Genomic DNA, 20,120 nt, shown 5'->3' on the forward strand with positions numbered 1-20,120 from the left:
CCGCCCGTTCACCCCCCGCACGCTCACGCCGTCCGCAACCGGCCCTCATGTTCGGGCGCTGCGCGTCAGGTGGGCTTGAGCGGGTCTTCAGCGTGCCTTGCAGGACGCGGTCTTATCAGCAACTGGTCAGAGTTGCGGGGTACGGTGCGCCTCACCACAAGGAGGCACCACCATGCTGAAACGAACCCTGATCCTGAGTACCCTGCTGCTCGGCGCCGCGGGCGCCAGCCCCGCCAAGATCACCGCGCAGAGCATCATCGTGAACCCCGTCGAGACCAAACTGAACGTGGAAGTCTGGGTGAACAAGGATGCCAGCGGCAAGGCCAACCCCACCTACCGCAAGGGCGAGCCGATCAAGATCGCCGTGAAGACCAACCAGGACGCGTACGTGTACCTGTTCAACATCAACGCGAACGGCGTCGTGGACCTGTTCTTCCCGAACAACTTCGAGGAAAGCAATTTCGTGCAGGGCGGCGTGACCCGCGTGTTCCCGCAGCAGAACGCCAAGTACGGCCTGAACGTCGGTGGCCCGAACGGTCAGGACCGCCTGCTGGCGCTGGCCAGCACCAGGGAACTGGACCTGACCGACATCGCGAAGTTCGCCAAGGATCAGGGCTTCGCGCAGGTGAGCGTCAAGGGGCAGGAGAACCTCGCGCGTGCCCTGAGCATCGTCGTGAACCCGCTGCCTGCCGACGGCTGGACGACCGACGTCGTGACCTTCAAGGTGGGCGGCACCCCGGTCGCCAACCCCACGCCCGCCATGCCGGGCAGCACGACCGGCACCGTGACCATCACGCCCGGCCAGGGCCAGCAGCCCGCCCCGGCACAACCCACTCCCGCCCAGCCGACCCCGGCACAGCCGGCGCAGCCCGCCCAGCCCACGGGCACCATCCAGCCCGGCGAGCGGCAGAACGGCACGCGCGATCAGGCCATGGTGGACGCCTACGCCCGCCTGAAGGGCGACGAGAGCCTCGGTCAGGCCACCACCTACGCCAGCGGCTGGGGTGACGGCCTGTGGCAGAAGTTCAAGGGCGTCGGCGCGTACGGTGACGCGGTGCTCCTGCACGCCAACGGCAGCAGCCGCTCGTACGCCGTGCACGGCATGCTGCTCGAACGGTACCTGGCGCTCGCCAGGGCCGAGAACGGCGGCACGCGTCCCCCCAGCCGCCTGGGCTGGGCCGCCGGTGACGAGAAGGTCATCCCGCAGAACAGCCTGGGCACCAGCGGCCTGTACGGCTTCTTCCAGAACGGCGCGCTGTACGGCACCGAGAAGTACGGCACGTTCTGGCTCAGCGGGAATGTCCTGAAGACCTACCAGGGTCTGGGCGGCAGCGGCTCCTTCCTGGGCTTCCCCACCCGCGACCAGTACACCATCAGCGGCGCGTGGGCGGCGGACTTCGAGGGCGGCACCATCCGCACCGTGAACGGCGTGACGAAGGTCTACCGCAAGTAATCCAGCTGAGCAGCAGAGGGACGTCCCGTGTGGGCGTCCCTTTCACTGGCTGCCCCTGGCGGCGGGTTCAGGTGAGGGGCAGGCCGAAGGTCACGCTGCCGGGCGCGCGGTGCAGTTCCCGGAAACCCAGGTGCCGGTAGAACCCCTGCGCGCGGGTGTTGCTCTCCCCCACGCCCAGGTGGACGCCCGGCACCCCGGCCTCACGCAGCGCGTCCAGCAGGGTGTGCATCAGCGCCCGGCCCCTCCCGCCTCCCTGCGCGGTGGGCAGCAGGTCGATGTGGAGGTGCGCCGGGTAGTCCGTCAGCACGTTCTGCGGCGCGCGGGGCGGGTGGTGGATCAGGTGCGCGATCCGCTGGTCGGGCGTGCGGTCCTCACGCGGAATGCCAGCCGGGTCGGGGTACAGCTCCCGCAGGGGCGGCCACCACTCGCGGTCCAGGGTGGCCTCGAAGGCGGCCGTGTCGGGGACGCCCAGGACGTAGCCCGTCACCTCACCGCTCCCCTGGTCCTCCAGCACGAACGCGAAGTCCGGCGCGTACGTCAGGTACGGCCCGGCGTACACGTGCCCCAGGATCAGAGGGTCGGCGTACAGGTGTGTGGCGTCCTGGCCACTGGCGCCCGTTTCCAGGCAGATGCGGTACAGCGCGGCGCGGTCGGTTTCGCGGGCGGGGCGCAGGGTGAACATGCCCCACAGTGCAGCACACCGGGCGCCGACGGGGCCTGCTGGGTGGTGCGAACCTGCCCCGGCGCAGGATTCTGTTCACAGCGGAATGTAGAATGGGGGCAATGATCGCCTACCTGTCCGGCACCGTCCGGGAAATCCGAGAACACAGCGCCGTGGTCGTCGCGGGCGGCGTCGGCTACGAGGTCCAGTGCCCCGTCAGCACCCTGGGCAAGCTGACCGTCGGCGAGACCGCCGAACTGAACACCCGTTTCATCGTCCGCGAGGACGCCCAGCTGCTGTTCGGCTTCCACGACGCCGACAGCGTCCGCGTGTTCGACCTGCTGACCAGCGTCAGCGGCGTCGGCCCAAAGCTGGGGCTGGCGCTGCTGTCCGCCATGCCCGTCAGCGCCCTGGCCGCCGGACTGCTCGGCGGGGACGTGAAACTGCTGTCCAGCGTCAGCGGCGTCGGGAAGAAGACCGCCGAGCGGCTCGTGCTGGAACTTCAGGGCAAGATCCCCGAGCACCTCGCCGCGCCTGCCACGGGGGGCGGCGCGAAGGCCGCGCGGGTCACGAGCACCGCCGGACGCGACGCCGTGGACGCCCTGCTCGCCCTGGGCTTCCGCGAGGCGCAGGTGCGCGGCGTGGTCGCCGAACTCCTCTCTGCCGACCCCGACCTGAGCGCCGACAGCCTGATCCGCAAGAGCCTGGGCAAGCTGCGCTGACGCGCGCCGGGCGACTACTTGCCCACGCAGAAGTTGCGGAACACGGCGTCCACCACGTCCTCCTGCACGTCCCGGCCGGTCAGTTCGGCCAGGGCGCGCAGGGCTTCTTCCAGTTCGTACCCGGCCAGGTCGTCCGGGAGGGTCTGTGCGGCCTGGATGTGGGCCAGGGCGCGGCGGGCGGCGTCGGCCTGCCGTTCGGTGGTCAGCCACGCCTCGCCGCGCGCCGTGTCGCCCAGCAGCGCCGCCTGGATCGCGTCCCGCAGCGCGGGAAGGCCCGAGCCAGTCACGGCGCTGACGTCCAGCGCGGCCGGGTCGGTCCACGCGCCCGGCAGGTCCGCTTTCGTCCGCACGCGGATGACGCGGGCGCCGCTCAGGTCGGCGGGCAGGGCCTCGCGGGGGGCGCTGCCGTCCTCCAGCGCCAGGACCAGATCGGCGGCTCCCGCGAGACTCAGCGCCTGTCGCACCCCGGCGGCCTCGATGGCGTCCCCGGTCTCGCGGATGCCCGCCGTATCCACCAGCGTGACGGGCACCCCGGCGAGTTCCACGGCGGCCTCCAGGTAGTCGCGGGTGGTTCCTGCGATGGGCGTGACGATGCTGCGCTCGTAGCCCAGCAGGGCGTTCAGGAGACTGCTCTTGCCCGCGTTGGGCCGCCCGATCAGTGCCAGTCGCGCGCCGCGCGTGGCGACCTGCCCGGCCCGCGCGGACGCCAGCAGGTCCCGCAGGTCCGACTCGGCCTGCGCCAGGGGGAGGGTGCGGTCCTCGTCCGGGACGCCCTCCTCGGGGTAGTCCAGCAGGGCCTGGATGGCGGCCAGGGTGCGGGTCACGCCGCGCGCGACGCCGTCCACGCGGTCGCCCAGCGCGCCGCTGAGGCCCAGGGTCGCCTGCCGCCGGGCGGTGTCGGTCTGCGCCTCGATGAGGTTCAGGACCGCCTCGGCCTGCGCGAGGTCCAGGCGTCCGCTCAGGTACGCGCGCAGCGTGAACTCGCCGGGCCGCGCGGGGCGCGCGCCGCAGTCCAGCGTGGCCTGGAGGACGCGGGCCAGGACGGCGGGGCTGCCGTGCGTCTGGAGTTCCGCGACGTCCTCGCCGGTGTAGCTGCGCGGTCCCCTGAAGATCAGGCACAGGCCCTCGTCGAGCACCTCGCCGCTGGCGCCTTGCAGGTGCCCGAACAGGAAACGGCCGCCGGGCGTGCGCGAGGGGGCGCGGCGGCCCCGGAACACCCGGTCGGCGACGCTCAGCGCAGCGGGGCCGCTGACGCGCACGATGCCCACGCCCGCGCTGCCGGGAGCGGTGGCGATGGCGGCGATGGTGTCTTGCAGGCCGGAGCGGGTCACGCGGGCAGGGTAGCGCACCGCAGCCTCCGGTCACCGTGCCCCCCGGCTCCCGTGATGGCGTCATCGGGGGGCGTGATACACCGACGTCCCCGGCCCGCTCCCATCGGCAGTGCGGATACCATGCGGGCGTGAGGATCAACCCGGAGCATCTCGTCACGTTCAGTGTCGTCGCGGAACTGGGGAGTGTCAGCCGCGCCGGGCAGGCCCTGAACCTCAGTCAGCCTGCCGTGAGCGGTCAGTTGCGCGCCCTGCAGGAGCAGTTCGGGCAGCCGCTGTACACCCGCCAGGGTCGCGGCGTGGCCCTCACCGAGGCCGGAGAGCGGCTGCTCCCGCACGCGCAGGCGATCGCCCGGAACCTCGCGGAGGTCGCCGGGCAGATCAGCGGCGCCCGGCAACGCCCGGCGGCGGCCCTGCGGGTGGGCCTCTCCTTCGCCCTGAGCGAGCACTCAAGCGCCCTGGTACGCCGGGCCCGCACGGCCGGGCTGCACCTGCGGATCGTGGCGCGGCCCGCCGGGACGCTGATCGAGGAGGTCCGCGCCGGGCGGCTGGGCGCGGCGCTGATCGTCACGTCGCCACAGCGGGCGGTGGAGGACCTGGACCTGCACCGCGTCGGCGAGGATCAATTGCGGCTGGTCACGCCGCCCGGCCATCCGCTGTCGGGCCTGGGGTACGTGGCGCCGCACGCGCTGCGCGGCGAGACGCTGCTGTGGTCCGCGCGGGGCAGCGGCGTGCGCCGACAGGCCGAACGGCTGCTGGACGGCGTGGGCGTCAGTGCGGCGCAGGGCCTGGAACTGGGAAGCCTGTGGGGGGTCCTGGCGGGCGTGCGGGCCGGGGACGGCGTGGCGATCATGCCCGCCGGGTTCGTCGCGCGGGACGTGCAACTGGGCGCGGTCGCCAGCGTGGGCCTGGAAGCCCCGGCAGTGACGGTCGCGCACACGCTGGTCACGGCGCCCGCCGCGCTGCTGTCCGCGGAGGTCCGCGCCCTCGTGGACCTGCTGCGCCGCGCATGAGGGCGGCCCTTCATGGAGGGGCGGGCTTTCTCATGCGGGCGCTCTAGCATGCCCGGTATGCGTCTTTCCCTCAGCGTCACCCTGGGTCTCGCCCTGCTCGGCCCGGCGTCCCTGGCCCAGACCACCCAGACGGCTCCGGCGACACCCGCCAAGGCCCCGGCGGCCTCCGCCACCACGAACCGGGGCGTCAGTGCCCTGGCGGTCGAGGTGGGCGCCGTCGTCAAGGGCCGCCTGATGAGCTGCCCGGACAGCCTGAAGCTCAGCGGGAACGCCGTGTGCCTGTACGTGCAGACGCCGGCCGCGACGCTGCGCCCCCTGGTGAAGGGCAAACTGGCCGCGCGCGCCGGGGACTGGAAGACCACCGGGAAGGCCAGCGTGCTGCTGGTCAAGGACACCCCGGCGAACTTCGTGATGCTCAGCGCCCTGAACGACAAGGAAACGCTGGTCGTCGTGGACGCCGCGCCCACCGCGAAGACCGCCGCGCCCGCCAAGGTCGCCGTGCCCACCGGGGTCGTGAAGGGTCAGCCGTACGTGCTGGGCAGCGACCTGATCGGCGTCGTGAAGGTCACGTCGCTGGGCGGCGGGAAGTACCGCCTGTCGAACGCCGACCAGGGCACCCTGACGGTCACGGTGGGCGCGCGCGCCGCGCAGACCGACGCGGGCGCGGTGGAACTGCCGCTGGCGCCCGCCACGGACGGCAGGAACCTGATCTTCCCGCTGGCGGGCCTGCGCGCCCTGGGCTGCACGACCACCCCGAACGGCGGCGTGCTGACGGTCGCGTGCGGGTCGGACAGCGTGGGCCTGAAACCCATCGTGTTCTGAGGGACCGCGGCGCGGATGGGGGGAGGCCAGCGGGTCTCCCCCTTTTGCGCCGTGGGCCTGACCTTCACGTGTTCTTAGGGGTGGAACCCTGCGGGGTGCCCGCGCGTCCTGGTGGGGGGTAAGCTTCGGCTCAAGCCCCACTTTCCCCAGGAGGAACCACCATGAGCATCCTTGACCGCCTGTCGCGCCTGCTGCGCGCGAACGTGAACGACCTGATCAGCAAGGCCGAAGACCCCGGTAAGATCATCGAGCAGGCGCTGCGGGACATGCGCGCCGCGTACGCCGAGGCCCGCAGTGAAGTGGCCGACGCCATGAGCCAGAACGCCAAGCTGGAACGCGAGGCGAACACCAACCGCCGCATGGCCGCCGAGTACGAGAAGAAGGCCGAGGAGGCCCTGCGTGGCGGCAGCGAGGACCTGGCGCGCGAGGCGCTGCGCCGCTCTCAGAACGCCAAGGATCTCGCGGCGGGCTTCGAGGAGCAGCTGCAGGTGCAGTCCAGTACCGTCGAGCAGCTGAAAACCCAGCTGCGCGCACTGGAAGCGAAGATCGACGAGATGGAGAGCAAGAAGTCCCTGCTGGCCGCCCGGCAGAAGACCGCGCAGGCCGGGGCGACCCTGGACCGCGTGTCCGGCTTCGACAAGGCGGGCGGCGCCATGGACGCCTTCGAGGAGATGGAGCAGAAGGTGTCCGGCATGGAGGACCGCAACCGCGCCATGCAGGATCTGCGCAGGGAGAACGACTTCGACGCGCAGCTCAAGGACCTGGGGCGGGGGCAGGCGCTGGATGACGCGATGGCGGCCCTGAAAGCCAAGGTGCAGGGCGAGGGGGGCGGCAGCAACAGCTGAAGCCTGCCGAGGGGGGGGCACCCGCAGGCCTGTGACCGGGTGTCCCTCCCTCTTTGGGGGGACGTTCGTCAGGTGAACTTCATGTTTGCTGACAGAATGAGGGCGATGAGGCGTTCTAAGCTTGGTGCCATGCCCGCCCCCCGTTTCCCGTTCGCTGCCGTGCTGGCCGGTGCGCTGTGCGCCGCGCTGGGGTCGTGCGCCCCGCAGGCGACCGCTCCCGGTACGGTGCAGAGCAGCACGCCGCTGACCCGCGCGTCGTTCTACCCGCAGGAGACCGGGCTGCAGTGGGCGTACCTGCCGGAAGGCGAGGATGCGGGCGGCGCGCCGTACGTGGTGCAGAACCTCGGCCCGACCCTGTTTGGCGGGGAGGCGGCGAACGCCACGCGCATGACCGGGCGCGGCGCGGACCAGACGTGGTACCGCGTGGCGGACGCGCAGGGCGTGAAACTGCTTGGCATCCGCAAGCCGGGGGTGACGGTGCGGCTGCAACCGGCGTGGCTGGAGTACCCCGCGCCGGACGCGTGGCGTACGGGCCTGACGTGGCAGGGGCAGAGTCAGGTGAGTCTGGTCGGGGACGACGGGGCCGTGAAGGGCAGCGGCACGCTGTCGTACTCTTATCTGGTGCAGGAGCGCCGCACGGTGAGTACGCCGGGCGGGCGTTTCGACGTGTGGGTGGTGACGCGCCAGATCAGCGACACGGTGGGCGGGCTGTTCCCGGCCACCCAGCAGCTGTGGTTCACGCCTTTCGTGGGCGAGGTGCGCACGCCCGAGGGGCTGCTCCTGACGGAGCGGAACTTCGCCCCGCGTTCAGGAGGACAACCATGACCGACATCAGACAGCCGTCCGGCACGCCGCTGCTGGACCGCGTGAACAATCCCGACGACCTCAAGAAGCTCTCGCGTGAGCAGCTGCCCGCGCTGTCGCAGGAACTGCGTGACGAGATCACGCGGGTGTGCTCGGTCGGCGGGCTGCACCTCGCGTCGTCGCTGGGCGCCACCGACCTGATCGTGGCGCTGCATTACGTGCTGAACTCGCCGCGTGACCGGATTCTGTTCGATGTGGGGCATCAGGCGTACGCGCACAAGATCCTGACCGGGCGGCGCGACCAGATGGCGACCGTGAAGAAGGAGGGGGGTCTGTCGGGCTTCACGAAGGTCAGCGAGTCCCCGCACGACGCGATCACGGTCGGACACGCCAGCACCTCCCTCGCGAACGCGCTGGGCATGGCGATGGCCCGCGACGCGCTGGGCCAGGACTACAAGGTCGCGGCCGTGATCGGGGACGGCAGCCTGACGGGCGGCATGGCCCTGGCTGCGCTGAACACCATCGGGGACATGAACCGCCGGATGCTGATCGTCCTGAACGACAACGAGATGAGCATCAGCGAGAACGTGGGCGCGATGAACAAGTTCATGCGGGGCCTGCAGGTGCAGAAGTGGTTCCAGGAGGGCGAGGGCGCGGGCAAGAAGGCCATGGAGGCCGTCAGCAAGCCCCTGGCGAGCTTCATGAGCCGCGCCAAGAGCAGCACGCGGCACTTCTTCGACCCGGCCAGCGTGAATCCCTTCGCGGCGATGGGTGTGCGCTACGTCGGCCCGGTGGACGGGCACAACGTGCAGGAACTCGTGTGGCTCATGGAACGCCTCGTGGATCTGGACGGGCCGACCATCCTGCACGTCGTCACGAAGAAGGGCAAGGGCCTCAGCTACGCGGAAGCGGACCCGATCTACTGGCACGGTCCGGGCAAGTTCGACCCGAGCACCGGCGAGTTCAGCGCCAGCAAGGCGTACTCGTGGAGCAACGCCTTCGGGGACGCCATGACCGAATTGGCCGCGCAGGACCCGCGCACCTTCGTGATCACGCCTGCCATGCGCGAGGGCAGCGGGCTGGTCGGGTACTCGAAGGCGCACCCGAACCGCTACCTGGACGTCGGGATCGCCGAGGAGGTCGCCGTGACCGCCGCCGCCGGGATGGCCCTGCAGGGCCTGCGCCCGGTCGTGGCGATCTACTCGTCGTTCCTGCAGCGCGCGTACGATCAGGTGCTGCACGACGTCGCCATCGAGCACCTGAACGTCACGTTCGCCATCGACCGCGCCGGGATCGTGGGTGCGGACGGCGCGACGCACAACGGCGTGTTCGACCTGAGCTTCCTGCGCTCCATCCCCGGCGTGCGCATCGGCCTGCCGAAGGACGCGGCGGAACTGCGCGGCATGCTGAAGTACGCGCAGACGTACGACGGTCCCTTCGCGATCCGCTACCCGCGCGGCAACACCACCCCCGTTCCGGAGGGCACCTGGCCTGAACTGGAGTGGGGCACCTGGGAACGCGTGCAGGACGGCACGGACGTCGTGATCCTGGCGGGCGGCAAGGGCCTGGAGTACGCGCAGAAGGCCGCCGCCGGACTGGACGGCGTGGGCGTCGTGAACGCCCGCTTCGTGAAACCCCTGGACGAGGCGATGCTGCGCGACGTGGCCCGCACGGCCCGCGCGATCATCACCGTCGAGGACAACACCGTCGTGGGCGGCTTCGGCAGCGCCGTCCTGGAATTCCTGAACGCCGAGGGCCTGCGGACTCCCGTGCGCGTCCTGGGCATCCCCGACGAATTCCAGGAACACGCGACCGTCGAGAGCGTCCACGCCCGCACCGGCATCGACGCGCAGGCCATCCGCACCGTGCTGGCCGAACTCGGAGTGGACGTCCCGCTCGGGGTGTGAACGGTTGAAAGTTGATGGTTGATGGAAGGGGCGACCCTTTATCAACCATCAACTTTTGACCATCTACTCCCTGACCTCGCCGTTGCCTTCCACGATCCATTTCGTGGTGGTCAGTTCGCGCAGGCCCATGGGGCCGCGGGCGTGGAGTTTCTGGGTGCTGATGGCGACCTCGGCGCCCAGGCCGAGTTGCCCGCCGTCGTTGAAGCGGGGGCTGGCGTTCACGACCACGGCGGCACTGTCGACGTCCTCGATGAACCGCCCCGCCTGCGCATCGTCGCGGGTGAGGATCACGTCGGTGTGGTTCCCGCGCGCGGCAATGAAGTCCAGCGCGTCCTCGAAGGAGGGGACGGTCTTCACGCTGGCGGTCAGGGCCAGAAATTCCGTACCGTAATCGGCGTCCGTGGCGGGCTCGGTGGTGATCCCGGCGGCACTCAGGGCCGCGTGGGCGGGCGGGTCGGTGCGCAGGGTCACGCCGTGCGCCTGAAGGTCGCGGGCGATGTCCGGCAGGGCGTCCAGGGCCGCCACGTGGATCAGGAGGGTGTCCAGGGCGTTGCAGGCGCTGGGTTTCTGCACCTTCGCGTTCCGGACGATCTCCAGGGCGCGCGCGCGGTCCTCGGGGTCGCGGGTGAAGCTGGGGTCGAGGTACACGTGCACCACGCCGATGCCGCCCACGATGACGGGCACGGTGGCGTTCTCCACGCAGTAGCGGTGCAGGCCTGCCCCGCCGCGCGGGATGATCGCATCAACCAGATCGTCCAGTTTCAGCAGCTCCAGCATCCGCTCGCGGGCCGGGTCGCGGATGACCTGTACCCCGTCCGCCGGGAGGCCCTGCTCCCGCAGCGCGGCGTGGATGACGTCCTCCAGCGCGGCGTTGCTGCGCACGGTTTCCTTGCCGCCGCGCAGGATCACGGCGTTCCCGCTCATCAGGGCCAGCGCGGCGACGTCCACGGTCACGTTCGGGCGGCTCTCGTAGATGACGCCCAGCACGCCCAGCGGCACGCGCCGGGTGCTGACGCGGATGCCGCTCGGCTGGGTCTGCGCGGGGGTGGTCTCCCCCACCGGGTCGGGCAGGCGCGACACGGCCTCCACGTCCGCCGCGATGCCGTCCAGCATCCGGGCGTCCAGCCGCAGGCGGGCCACCATCGGTTCGGGCAGTCCGGCCTCAATGGCAGCCTGCACGTCCTGCGCGTTCGCCGCCAGGATCGCGGGTGCGTTGGCACGCAGTCCGGCGGCGATCGCGTGCAGCGCGGCCACCTTGCGCGCGGTGGGCAGCGACCGCAGCACGCGGGCAGCGGCGCGGGCCCGCACGCCCATCTCCCGGACGGTCAGGTTGGGGGACGACTCACTCATCCCGCCAGCGTAGCGCGCCCCTCCCGTCCGGCCCGGCGCGCGGTGCAGACCTCCTGGCTCCACTTCAGTGTGCGCTGGGTTGCCCACAGGCCTCACAGGCCTCCGGTAAGGTGGGGGGCATGACCACCGAGTTGCAAGCTGTTCCTACGCCCGCGCCCACGGCGCATTCGGAGGCGCTGTTCGCGCGCGCGCGGGCCGTCACGCCGGGCGGGGTGAACAGTCCGGTGCGGGCCTTCCGCAGCGTGGGCGGCACGCCGCGCTTCATCGCCCGAGCGGACGGCGCGTACCTGACCGACGCGGACGGCACGCGCCTGCTGGATTACATCGGGTCGTGGGGGCCGATGATCCTGGGGCACAACCACCCGGCGGTGCGTGAGGCGATCGCGGACGCGCTGCAGTACGGCACGAGTTTCGGCGCGCCCGGCGAGCGGGAGGTACTGCTGGCGGAGCTGGTGACGCGCCTGACGGGCGTGGACCGCGTGCGGTTCGTGAGCAGCGGGACCGAGGCGACCATGAGTGCGCTGCGGCTGGCGCGGGGCGTGACGGGCCGGAAGTTCATCGTGAAGTTCCGCGGGAACTACCACGGGCACGCGGACGGCCTGCTCGTGGAGGCCGGGAGTGGCCTGATGACGAACGCGGACGGGGCGCTGGGCGCGGCGGCCCCGAGCAGCGCGGGCGTGCCCGAGGAGTACGCGGGCCTGACGCTGGTCACCGAGTACAACGACCCGGCGGCGCTGGACGCCCTGATGGCCGCGCGCGGGTCGGAGGTGGCGGCGGTGATCTTCGAGCCGGTGGTGGGGAACGCCGGGGTGCTGATTCCCACGCCGGAGTTCCTGGCGGCGCTGCACCGCGTGAAGACCCACGGGGCGCTGCTGATCGCGGATGAGGTCATGACCGGCTTCCGGCTGTCGCTGGGCGGCGCGACGGGCCTGCTGGGCCTGCGTCCGGACCTGATCTGCTGGGGCAAGATCATCGGCGGCGGCCTGCCGGTGGGCGCGTACGGGGGCCGCGCTTCAGTGATGGATTTCGTGTCGCCGCAGGGTCCGGTGTATCAGGCCGGGACGCTCAGCGGGAACCCGCTGGCGATGGCGGCGGGCCTCGCGACCCTGAGTGCGCTGGAGGCCGACCCGGACCTGTACGCGCGGCTGGGGGCATACACCACCGCTCTGGCGGACGGCCTGCGGGACGCGGCGGCCGCGGCGGGCGTGCCGGTCAGCATCAACCACATCGGCAGCATGCTGACCGCCTTCCACCTGAACGCACCGGACGGCAGCGTGCGGACGTACACGGACGCCGCTGCGAGCGACACGAAGGCCTTCGCCCGCTGGTTCCAGGGGATGCTGGGCCGGGGCGTGTACTGGGCGCCCAGCCAGTTCGAGAGCATCTTCGTGAGTGGCGTGCACGGCGACGCGGAACTGGACGCCACGCTGGACGCCGCGCGCGCCGCGTACCTCGATCTGGGTCGGGATCTGGGCGCATGACACTCGTCACGCAGACGGCGCAGGTGCGGCAGATCCTCACCGACCACAAGGTCATCGCCGTGGTGGGCTTCCACCACGACGCGATGAAACCCGCGTACTACGTCCCCGAGTACATGCACCGCCAGGGGTACACGATCATCCCGGTAAACCCGGCGCTGGCCGCGCGTGGCGAGAGTTACTTCGGGCACAGGGCGGTGGCGACCCTGGCGGAGATCACGACCCCGGTGGACATCGTGGACGTGTTCCGCCGCAGCGACAAGGTGCGCCAGCACCTGCCCGACATCCTGGCCATGCCCACCCCGCCGAAAGTCGTGTGGTTGCAGCTCGGCATCCGCGACGACGCGACCGCCCGCGAGCTCGCGGCGCGCGGCATCGACGTCGTACAGGACCGCTGCCTCCTCGCCGATCACCGGGCGCTGCTGTAACGCATGCAAGGCGTGCTGATGGTCGGTGCGGGCCTGGGCGGCCTGGCGGCGGCGCGTGACCTGGGGGCGGCGGGGCAACACGTCACGCTGCTGGACAAGGCGCGCGGCGTGTCGGGCCGCGCCGCCACCCGCCGCGTGACCCTCCCCGACGGGCGGGAGGCGCGGCTGGATCACGGGGCGCGGTTCTTCACCGCCCGGCATGACCGCACCCGCGCACTGGCCGAGGCAGGCATCCGGGAAGGCTGGAACGCCGAGTGGACACGCGGTATTCCCCGCTGGGAGGCCGGACAGCTCAGCGGCGGCGGCGACGGGCACCCCCGCTTCGTGCCCCCGCAGGGCCTCAGCACCCTGGGCCGCACCCTCGCACGCGGGCTGGAGGTCACCACCGGCGTGACGGTCACCAGCCTGGAACGCCGCCCCGGCGGCTGGCGCATCCACACCCGCGACGGTGCCACCTGGGACGCCGGGACGCTCCTGCTGAACCTGCCCGCACCGCAGCTGGCCCCCCTCCTGGCGGACCTCGACCTGCGCGGCAGCGACTCCGAGGGCACCACTGAACGGGTCGCGGGCGTGGAATACGCGCCGTGCTGGGCGGCGGGCATCGTGCTGGAACACGATCTGGAAGCCAGCTGGCCCGCCCTGCGCGCCGACCATCCCGTGCTGGAGTGGCTGGCGCGCGAGCATACCAAACGCCCCGCCGGGCACCCACCCGCGCTGACGCTGCACGCCACGCCCGACTGGAGCCGCGCGAACCTCGACCGCACCCCCGAGGAAGTCCTGCCCGACCTGCTGCGCGCCGCCGCCGACATCACAGGCGACCTCCCCCCCACCCTGCACACCTTCACGCACCGCTGGCGCTACGCCATCCCCACCCACCCCGCGCCCGGCCCCTGCCACTGGGACCCCGAACTACGCATCGGCTGGTGCGGCGACTGGTTCACGCCCGACGAGCACGGCCCCCGCGTGGAAACCGCGCTGCTGAGCGGCTGGACCCTCGCCCGCCGCGTCACGGGAACATGATCAGGCTTCATCCCAGGCACTGCGCAACCCTGTCGTTTTCTCCCGACGATCCTGTACTGGCGATGCATTTTGATCAGAAGGAGCGACTCTTCGTCGTGGGAGTGACCGGTGCCTACATCGATCCGGACGTCACGCTGGAAGGCGTACGCCTCGAACTCACTGCATGGACCGCGCTGACCATCCGAAAGCACGGAGAAGAGGGCGGTTTGCCGGTTATTGAACATCTTCCTGAAGAGCTCTCAGAGATCTGCGAGTTTGAAATCGGAGACGGCACAATCCGGGTGGCTGGCTTTCTGCGACGGGCACAGGGGTATTTTGATTTGACATTCCAGAACGCCCTCCTGGTGGTGGAGTGTGCTGGCCAGCGGAACGTGCCCAGCTGTGAGCACACGCCTTAAGTCGTCATACGATTCGACCCTTCTCAGTCCGCGCTGACTGCTTCCCGTTCCTGTACGGGTTCGCCGAGCATGGCGTGGACGCTGGCGGTCCAGCCGTCGTCGCTGAGGGTGCGCCAGTGGTGAGCCCACTGCCAGCGGCGGTAGGCGTCGGCGGCGGCTTCCAGGGTGCCGGGGTTCAGGAGGGGGTTGGCGGGTGGGGCGCTGAGGTGGTGGCGGCTGAGGCTGCCTTCGAGTTCCGCGAGGGTTTTGGGGCCGAACGCGAAGGCGAGGCTGGCGGTGGGGCGGGTCTGGGTGGCGTGCAGCCAGCCGCGCAGGGTGTCCTCGGGTGGCAGGGCGTACAGGATGAGTTCCCCGCCGGGGTGCGCGTCGGCGGTGGTGACGAGGGTGAGGCCGGGGACGTTGTCGCGCAGGTACGCGGCGACGGGTCCTTCGGCGTAGGCGCTGGCTCCGGCGCGCAGGTGTTCCATGGCGGCTTTGGGGTTCAGGCGCGGGGTGGGCCGCTCGGGGTTGGGGGCGTCGAGGTCGATGGTGCCGGGGGCGCGGAGGGCCTGTCCGTGGAATTCCAGGCGGGTCTGGCCGCGCCATTCGCTGCTGACGAGGTGCGCGCCCAGGTCGCGTTCTCCGGCAGCGTCGTCTGTTTCGTCGAATTTGATGCCGCGCAGGCCCGCGACCTTGAACTGGAGGCTGTTGCCTTTCTTGCCGACCAGTCGGGTCTCGGTGAGGGGTTCGCGCAGGTGCCACAGCGGCAGGGCGTGCCCCTCGCCGAAGGGTTCGAACGTGTGCGTCTCCTGGAGCAGGTCGAGGCTGGCGGCCAGCGCGGGGAGTGGCGCATCCAGGCGTACCTGCGCGACGGGGGTGGGGAACTGCCGGGCGTACGCGTGGATGCGGTCCCGGAAGGCGTTCATATTGGTGGGGTCGATGGCGAATCCGGCGGCGCCGGGGTGCCCGCCGTAGCGTTTCAGGAGGTCGTGGCTGTAGCGCAGGCCCTCGACGGCGCTGATGCCGGGCGTGGACCGTACGGAGCCCTTGCCCTGCGCGACGATGAACACGGGTTTGTGGTACGCGTCGACGAGTTTGCTGGCGACGATGCCCATGACGCCCGCGTGCCAGTCGGGGTGCGTGACGACGAGCGCGGGCTCGGTCGGGTCGGCGAGGGTCAGGGCGTGCTGGAACATGTCGTCCTGGAGTTTGCGGCGTTCCTGGTTGCGGATCTCCAGGTATTCCGCGAGGCGGCTGGCGTCGTGCGCGCTGGGGGTAGTCAGCAGGTCCAGGGCGACGTCGGCCTCGCCGAGGCGTCCGGCGGCGTTGATGCGCGGCGCGAGGATGAAGGCCACGTCCCGCGCGGTGGGGCGCTTGACGCGGCCAGAGTCGAGCAGGGCGCGCAGGCCCGGCAGGGTCGTGTCCCGCAGGGCGTCCAGTCCGGCCCTGACCAGGGCCCGGTTCTCCCCGATGAGAGGCGCGACGTCCGCGACGGTGCCCAGGGTCGCCAGGGCCGTCAGGGCGCGTGGTTCCGGCAGGCCAAGTTCCTCATGAACGGCCCAGAGGAGGTGGTACGCGACGCCCGCCCCGGTCAGGTTGTGCAGGTCGTGGTCGTAGCGGTCGGTCAGGCGCGGGTGGACGACCAGTGCGTCGGGGAAATCGGCGCCGGGCGCGTGGTGGTCGGTGACGATGACCTGCACGCCCCGCGCGATCAGGGCCGCGACCTCCTCCAGGTTCGTCACGCCGCAGTCCACGGTCACGAGCAGGTCGCAGGCAGCGGCGTGCTCCTCGACCTTGTCCGGGTGGACGCCGTAGCCCTCGTTCAGGCGGTGCGGGATGAAGCCATGCACGTCTGCGCCCAGGTCGCGCAGGCCCAGGACCAGGGTGGCGGTGGCGCTCACGCCGTCCGCGTCGTAATCCCCGTGGATGCGGACGCGCTGCTTCCCCCTGATCGCGGTCACGATGCGCCGGGCAGCCTCGCGCAGCGCCGGGTTCGGCGTCAGCGTCAGGGGCGGGTCCAGCAGCGCAGGCGTGAGGTGCCGCCCGGTGAGGACCTGCGCCAGCGGGGGCGACACGCGCCATTCCTGCATGACGCGCAGCAGCTCCTGGCGGCTGGCGGGCGGCGCGAGCACCCAGCGGGGCGCGGTCACGGTGTCACCGGTCATGGAGTCACCTCGCTGTCCGTGATGACCTCGGTGGGCACCACCGACCCCAGGCGCGCCTGGAGGGTCGCGGTCAGGCGGTCCTCGGCCTGGCGCCGCAGCCGGGCCTCGCGGGTGCGGCGCACGCGTTCCCGCCACAGGCCGGGCAGCAGCAGCAGCGTGGCGAACAGCACGCCCAGCGCCAGGAAGATCGCCACGCCCGCCCCGACCGGCACGGTCAGTTCACCGCTCCCGGTGGGCAGGGGCAGCCGGACCACGCCGGGGTTCTCCAGCGTGACCAGCGCGAGGTACGCGGCGATGCCCAGCAGCAGCAGCACCTGAATGAACGAAACGAGCCGCATCACCGCGCAGTGTAGCCCGCACGCGTGAGGGACACCGTGCCGCGCCTGCCATGCGAAGACCCCCGGCCGAGTGGCCGGGGGTCGCAACCCTGGAGGGGTGTGGGGCTTAGAAGTAGAACTTCACGCCGGTCTTGATGCCGCCGTTGAAGCCGCCCTTGTCGGCTGCGCTGGTGGCGAGGCCGGTGCCGTAGCCGTTGTTGCTCAGGTAGTAGCGGCCGTTGCCTTCCACGAACACCGCGAGGCTGTCGGTGATGTTGTAGTCCACTCCGATGATGCCGTTCACGTAGATGTCGCTGGCGTTGGCGGTGGACCCGGCGGTGCGGGTCTGGCTGCTCGTCAGGCCCAGACCGGCGCCGACGTAGGGGGTCAGCCTGCTGCCGTTCTGCAGGGCGTAGGTGGCGTTGGCGTCCACGCTCACGCCGTTGTAGCCGGGCTGGTACTCGGCGGCCACGCGGGCGCCGACCGGGCCGATGACCTGGTTGCTGCCGACCATGACGCTGCCGGTGTAGCAGTAGTTCACCTTGGGTTTGTTCTGGTCGAAGGTGTTCAGGCACTCGGCGCCGTTGCCGGCCATCTTGGCGCCCACGCCGACCCCGGCGTACAGGTTCTTCATGGGGGCGGCGGCGACGGGGGTGGTGTCACCGATGACGACGGTGGTGCCGGTGCTGGGGGCGGGGGTGGTGACGGTGCCCGTGGTGCTGGTGCTGGCGCCTGCGGGGCCCTGGGGACCGGTGGGGCCTGCGGGGCCCTGGGGGCCGGTGGGGCCTGCGGGACCCTGGGGACCGGCGGGGATGTTGCGGATGGCGGCTTCCAGCGCGTCGATGCGGGCGTTCAGCGCGGCGACGTCGGCGCTGGCAGCGCCGGTGTCCATGCCGTTGATCTTCGCTTCGAGGGCGTCGATGCGGGCCTGCTGGTCGGCGGTGAGTTTCTCGAGGTCGGTGACGCGGCTGGCGATGGCGGCCAGCTCGGTGCTGACTTCCTGCATGCCGTTGGCGATAGTGGTCATGTCACTGGCGCTGAAGCCGCAGCCGCTGAGGCTGCCGGTCTGCAGGGCGCGGTAGAAGATCAGCGCGGCTTGGTAGCGGGTGAGGTTCTCGTTGCCGCGGAAGGTGCCGTCGGGGAAGCCCTGAATCAGGCCGCACTGGACGATCTTGTCCACGGCGTCCTTGGCCCAGTGACCGGCGGGGACGTCGCTCAGGGTGACCTGGGCGGGGGCGGCGGTCGTGGTGGTCTGGGCGCTGGCTGCGCCGAGGCTGAGGGCCAGGGTGGACGCGATGATCAGTGATTTGCGCATGTGTGGTTCTCCTTGAGCGGTCTGATTCGGAAACATCGACACAATGTGACGCGTCTCTCTGGGACTCACGGTAGGCAGGGGCAGTGAGGTCTTTGTGAACAGACCGCCGTGAGTTCCTCGACGTGAAGGGCTTTTGTGAGTCGAATCTGACATTCCGCTTGATCGTGAGCGTCGCATGACAGATCGGCCCTTTCGCATGAGGAGGGCGGAGTACGTGCAGGGCGGGCTCAGCGACCTGCCTCGTGAGAAAGCTGTCGGGGCCGTCATGCCCGGCGTTCATGAGCTTTCGCTCACGGTCCGGCGGACCCTGCGGGCAGTAGGCGGCACCCGGCGCGCCACCTATACTCCGGCGCATGAGCCAGATTCATGTTCGAGCCCAGCCCGGCGACGTCGCCCCGTATGTCCTGCTGCCCGGCGATCCCAACCGCGCCCGGCACATCGCCGAGACATACCTGGAGGGCGCCCACGAGTACACCAGCCACCGACAGCTGCTGGGTTTCACGGGCACGTATCAGGGCGTGCCGGTCAGCGTGCAGACGACCGGGATGGGCTGCCCGAGCGCGGCGATCGTCGCGGAGGAACTCGCGCGGCTGGGCGCCCGGACGCTGATCCGCGTGGGCACGCTGGGCGGCGCGACCCCCAGCGTGGCGCCCGGTGATCTGGTGATCGCCACGGCGGCCGTCCCGAACGACGGCACCACCCGGCAGATGCTGGGCGGCGCGCCGTACGCTCCGGCCGCGAGCTTCGAGGTTGTGGAGGCCAGCGTGCAGGCCGCCCGCGCCAGCGGCGCGCCGCACCACGTGGGGCTGGTCATGACCGAGGACGCCTTCTACGCCAGCACGCCCGAGCACGCGCGGCTGTGGGCGGGCCGGGGCGTGCTGGGCTTCGAGATGGAAGCCAGCGCGATCTTCCTGGTGGCCGCTCAGCGGGGGCTGCGCGCGGCGTGCCTGACGGCGTGCAGCAACGACATCGGCGACCCGCAGCTGGTGCCGGACGACGTGCTGGCGGCCGGGGTGGACCGCATGGTGCGCGTGGCGCTGGACGCCATCGTGACGCTGGCCGCGCGCGACTGATACGGACTCCGGTTGAAAGGTTTGCAAAATCTTTCAACTCGAGCGGATGCGAGCAGGAGGAAAACGGGTTCCGGACGTGGAGTTGACAGATCGGTGATGTTCCGATTTGTCAACGGAGCAAACGGAATCCGTATGAGCGACCGTGCCGGGGAGGGCCGTCCAGCCGGGCGGTCCTTCTTTTTGTTGTGATCGCTGTTGTGCGCCCTTTGTGCGCGGGGCGGGCTGTGGCAGGATACTCGCATGACCCAACTGGATGAATTCGAGTTCAACAACGTGCAGATTGACCAGCATGGCCCCATCGCGGTCCTGACCATCAACCGCCCCCGCGCGCTGAACGCCCTGAGTGCCGACACCCTGTCGGAGATCGCGCAGGCCGTGAACCTGATCGTGGAGGACGCCGAGGTGGGCGCGCTGATCATCACGGGCGCCGGGGACAAGGCGTTCGTGGCGGGCGCGGACATCAGCGAGTTCGAGAACCTGGAGGGCGTGTACGACGGCCGCGAGCTGTCGCTGGCCGGGCAGGACGTCATGCATCAGATCTCCTCGCTGCCGATTCCCGTGATCGCGGCCGTGAACGGCTTCGCGCTGGGCGGCGGGCTGGAACTGGCGCTGGCGTGCGACGTGCGCGTGGCCGCCACGACCGCCCGCCTGGGCCTGCCGGAAGTCTCGCTGGGCCTGATCCCCGGTTTCGGCGGCACGCAGCGTCTGGCGCGGCTGGTGGGTGCGGGCCGCGCGCTGGACCTGATGCTCACGGCCCGGCAGGTGAAGGCCGACGAGGCGCTGGGCATGGGCCTCGTGAACTACGTCGCGGACGACGCGCTGACCAAGGCGCGCGAGGTGGCCGAGCTGATGCTGAAGAACGCCCCGATCGCGCTGTCCCTCGTCAAGGAGGCGGTGCGCCGCGGCCTGGACACCACGCTGGAGGCGGGCCTGGAGGTCGAGGCGGACCTGTTCGGCATGACGGTCGCCACGAAGGACTTCCGTGAGGGGGTGGACGCCTTCCTGAACAAGCGCCGCGCGGAGTTCCAGGGTGAATGAGGAC

The 20,120-nt window shown here is 70.9% G+C and carries 19 protein-coding genes; 13 read left to right on the forward strand and 6 right to left on the reverse strand.

All coding sequences use genetic code 11. The annotated features are described in order from the left end of the window. The first annotated feature begins 172 nt into the window (after window positions 1-172). Complete coding sequence (locus EXW95_RS05495; RefSeq protein WP_174366615.1) at window positions 173-1,453, forward strand: DUF4384 domain-containing protein; 1,281 nt, start codon at window positions 173-175, stop codon at window positions 1,451-1,453. Between the two features lie 67 nt (window positions 1,454-1,520). Here the strand turns inward: EXW95_RS05495 and EXW95_RS05500 are convergent, their stop codons facing one another. Continuing rightward, entirely contained in the window at window positions 1,521-2,135 is a 615-nt protein-coding gene (locus EXW95_RS05500) for a GNAT family N-acetyltransferase (RefSeq protein ID WP_174366616.1), read from the reverse strand. A gap of 101 nt (window positions 2,136-2,236) precedes the next feature. Between EXW95_RS05500 and ruvA the strand changes: the two genes are divergently transcribed. Continuing rightward, complete coding sequence (gene ruvA / locus EXW95_RS05505) at window positions 2,237-2,836, forward strand: Holliday junction branch migration protein RuvA (protein ID WP_174366617.1); 600 nt, start codon at window positions 2,237-2,239, stop codon at window positions 2,834-2,836. 14 nt (window positions 2,837-2,850) lie between these two features. Here ruvA and mnmE read toward each other — a convergent pair whose 3' ends face one another. Then, complete coding sequence (mnmE, locus tag EXW95_RS05510; RefSeq protein ID WP_174366618.1) at window positions 2,851-4,167, reverse strand: tRNA uridine-5-carboxymethylaminomethyl(34) synthesis GTPase MnmE; 1,317 nt, start codon at window positions 4,165-4,167, stop codon at window positions 2,851-2,853. Window positions 4,168-4,295: 128 nt separating this feature from the next. Here mnmE and EXW95_RS05515 point away from each other — a divergent pair, with 128 nt between their 5' ends. The 5 genes from EXW95_RS05515 (at window position 4,296) to dxs (ending at window position 9,555) form a co-directional block, all read left to right on the forward strand. Next, window positions 4,296-5,177, forward strand: a complete 882-nt coding sequence (locus tag EXW95_RS05515) for a LysR family transcriptional regulator (RefSeq protein ID WP_174366619.1) — start codon at window positions 4,296-4,298, stop codon at window positions 5,175-5,177. Window positions 5,178-5,234: 57 nt separating this feature from the next. Further along, on the forward strand, window positions 5,235-5,999 hold the full coding sequence (locus EXW95_RS05520; RefSeq protein ID WP_254605518.1) for a hypothetical protein: 765 nt from the start codon (window positions 5,235-5,237) through the stop codon (window positions 5,997-5,999). Window positions 6,000-6,160: 161 nt separating this feature from the next. Beyond that, a complete protein-coding gene (locus EXW95_RS05525) occupies window positions 6,161-6,844 on the forward strand; it encodes a PspA/IM30 family protein (protein ID WP_174366621.1) in 684 nt (227 codons plus the stop codon). A 129-nt stretch (window positions 6,845-6,973) separates the two neighbouring features. Beyond that, window positions 6,974-7,669 carry a hypothetical protein gene (locus tag EXW95_RS05530; protein ID WP_174366622.1) on the forward strand — a complete coding sequence of 232 codons (696 nt, stop codon included), beginning with the start codon at window positions 6,974-6,976 and terminating at the stop codon, window positions 7,667-7,669. Next, on the forward strand, window positions 7,666-9,555 hold the full coding sequence (gene dxs / locus EXW95_RS05535) for a 1-deoxy-D-xylulose-5-phosphate synthase (protein ID WP_174366623.1): 1,890 nt from the start codon (window positions 7,666-7,668) through the stop codon (window positions 9,553-9,555). The genes EXW95_RS05530 and dxs overlap by 4 nt, the downstream gene beginning before the upstream one ends. A 63-nt stretch (window positions 9,556-9,618) precedes the next feature. Here dxs and EXW95_RS05540 read toward each other — a convergent pair whose 3' ends face one another. After that, window positions 9,619-10,905, reverse strand: a complete 1,287-nt coding sequence (locus EXW95_RS05540) for a glutamate-5-semialdehyde dehydrogenase (protein WP_174366624.1) — start codon at window positions 10,903-10,905, stop codon at window positions 9,619-9,621. A 119-nt stretch (window positions 10,906-11,024) separates the two neighbouring features. Here EXW95_RS05540 and hemL point away from each other — a divergent pair, with 119 nt between their 5' ends. Genes hemL through EXW95_RS05560 form a run of 4 tightly spaced genes read left to right on the forward strand, consistent with a single transcriptional unit; the run spans window position 11,025 to window position 14,229 of the window. After that, complete coding sequence (gene hemL, locus EXW95_RS05545; RefSeq protein WP_174366625.1) at window positions 11,025-12,386, forward strand: glutamate-1-semialdehyde 2,1-aminomutase; 1,362 nt, start codon at window positions 11,025-11,027, stop codon at window positions 12,384-12,386. Continuing rightward, window positions 12,383-12,811 (forward strand): CoA-binding protein, encoded by a 429-nt coding sequence (locus EXW95_RS05550; RefSeq protein ID WP_174366626.1) that lies wholly within the window; start codon window positions 12,383-12,385, stop codon window positions 12,809-12,811. The genes hemL and EXW95_RS05550 overlap by 4 nt, the downstream gene beginning before the upstream one ends. Before the next feature lie 3 nt (window positions 12,812-12,814). Next, on the forward strand, window positions 12,815-13,831 hold the full coding sequence (locus EXW95_RS05555) for an NAD(P)/FAD-dependent oxidoreductase (RefSeq protein WP_174366627.1): 1,017 nt from the start codon (window positions 12,815-12,817) through the stop codon (window positions 13,829-13,831). Further along, a complete protein-coding gene (locus tag EXW95_RS05560; RefSeq protein WP_174366628.1) occupies window positions 13,828-14,229 on the forward strand; it encodes a hypothetical protein in 402 nt (133 codons plus the stop codon). Before EXW95_RS05555 ends, EXW95_RS05560 begins: the two co-directional genes overlap by 4 nt. Window positions 14,230-14,252: 23 nt before the next feature. Here EXW95_RS05560 and EXW95_RS05565 read toward each other — a convergent pair whose 3' ends face one another. The 3 genes from EXW95_RS05565 to EXW95_RS05575 form a co-directional block, all read right to left on the reverse strand. Then, window positions 14,253-16,373: a DHH family phosphoesterase gene (locus tag EXW95_RS05565; protein ID WP_254605520.1), complete on the reverse strand. Its 2,121-nt coding sequence runs from the start codon at window positions 16,371-16,373 to the stop codon at window positions 14,253-14,255. Then, a complete protein-coding gene (locus tag EXW95_RS05570; RefSeq protein WP_174366629.1) occupies window positions 16,370-16,711 on the reverse strand; it encodes a hypothetical protein in 342 nt (113 codons plus the stop codon). Before EXW95_RS05570 ends, EXW95_RS05565 begins: the two co-directional genes overlap by 4 nt. A gap of 106 nt (window positions 16,712-16,817) precedes the next feature. Beyond that, window positions 16,818-18,005: an S-layer homology domain-containing protein gene (locus EXW95_RS05575; protein ID WP_174366630.1), complete on the reverse strand. Its 1,188-nt coding sequence runs from the start codon at window positions 18,003-18,005 to the stop codon at window positions 16,818-16,820. 353 nt (window positions 18,006-18,358) lie between these two features. Here EXW95_RS05575 and EXW95_RS05580 point away from each other — a divergent pair, with 353 nt between their 5' ends. Together EXW95_RS05580 and EXW95_RS05585 are read left to right on the forward strand one after the other, a co-directional pair. Continuing rightward, entirely contained in the window at window positions 18,359-19,078 is a 720-nt protein-coding gene (locus EXW95_RS05580) for a purine-nucleoside phosphorylase (protein ID WP_174366631.1), read from the forward strand. Between the two features lie 240 nt (window positions 19,079-19,318). Next, window positions 19,319-20,116, forward strand: coding sequence for an enoyl-CoA hydratase/isomerase family protein (locus EXW95_RS05585; RefSeq protein ID WP_119673757.1), 798 nt, complete (start codon window positions 19,319-19,321; stop codon window positions 20,114-20,116). Window positions 20,117-20,120: the final 4 nt, after the last annotated feature.

It is taken from the genome of Deinococcus sp. JMULE3, from assembly GCF_013337115.1.
Classification (GTDB): domain Bacteria; phylum Deinococcota; class Deinococci; order Deinococcales; family Deinococcaceae; genus Deinococcus.